Origin of the sequence: Psychrobacter sp. A3 (assembly GCF_028823565.1) — a bacterium.
GTDB classification, from domain to species: domain Bacteria; phylum Pseudomonadota; class Gammaproteobacteria; order Pseudomonadales; family Moraxellaceae; genus Psychrobacter; species Psychrobacter celer.
The window spans coordinates 1-1,125 of sequence record NZ_JAPEHS010000156.1 but is presented as its reverse complement, the minus strand read 5'-3'; the positions used below and the strand labels follow the sequence as shown (position 1 = coordinate 1,125).

General features: G+C 50.0%; 1 protein-coding gene. It reads right to left on the bottom strand.

Annotated elements, in window-relative coordinates; genetic code table 11:
• Positions 1 to 24: 24 nt before the first annotated feature.
• A partial coding sequence (tuf, locus tag NK638_RS12245; RefSeq protein ID WP_274633229.1) for an elongation factor Tu occupies positions 25 to 1,125 on the bottom strand: 1,101 nt, incomplete at its 5' end.

Genomic DNA, 1,125 nt, shown 5'->3' with positions numbered 1-1,125 from the left:
AGCTTACGCTGAGATCAGTATCGCTTAGTCTTTTACGTTAGCTACCACACCAGCACCTACAGTACGGCCACCTTCACGGATAGCGAAACGTAGGCCTTTGTCCATAGCGATTGGGTGGATAAGCTCTACGCTCATCTCAACGTTGTCACCAGGCATGACCATTTCTGTACCGTCTTGTAATTGGATTGCGCCAGTTACGTCAGTGGTACGGAAGTAGAACTGTGGACGATAGCCGTTTAGGAACGGAGTATGACGACCACCTTCTTCTTTTGATAGTACGTATACTTCGGCGTCGAAGTTGGTGTGTGGGGTGATTGAACCTGGCTTGGCTAGTACTTGGCCACGTTGGACTTCTTCACGCTTGGTACCACGGAGTAGTACGCCACAGTTTTCGCCTGCACGACCTTCGTCTAGCATTTTGCGGAACATCTCAACACCAGTACAGGTGGTTTTTTGGGTGTCTTTGATACCGACGATTTCGATTTCGTCACCAACTTTTACGATTCCTGATTCAACACGGCCAGTTACAACGGTACCACGACCTGAGATTGAGAATACGTCTTCGATTGGCATTAGGAATGCTTTGTCGATGTCACGCTCTGGCTCTGGGATGTAGGTGTCTAGGGTGTTTAGTAGTTCTACGACTGCTGGTTCGCCGTATTTGCCGTCGTCGCCTTTTAGGGCTTGGGTGGCACTACCTTTCATGATTGGGGTGTCGTCGCCTGGGAAGTCATAGTCGTTAAGAAGTTCACGTACTTCCATTTCGACGAGCTCTAGCAATTCTTCGTCGTCTACTAGGTCACATTTGTTCATGAAGACGATGATGTATGGTACGCCTACCTGACGTGATAGCAAGATGTGCTCACGAGTTTGTGGCATTGGGCCGTCAGTTGCTGATACGACTAGGATTGCGCCGTCCATTTGTGCGGCACCGGTGATCATGTTTTTAACATAATCGGCGTGGCCTGGGCAGTCAACGTGGGCGTAGTGACGGGTGTCGGTGTCATACTCTACGTGTGAGGTGTTGATGGTGATGCCACGTGCTTTTTCTTCTGGGGCTGAGTCAATTGACGCGTAGTCTTTGGCTTCGCCGCCTGAGGTTTTTGCTGCTACGGTTGCGATAGC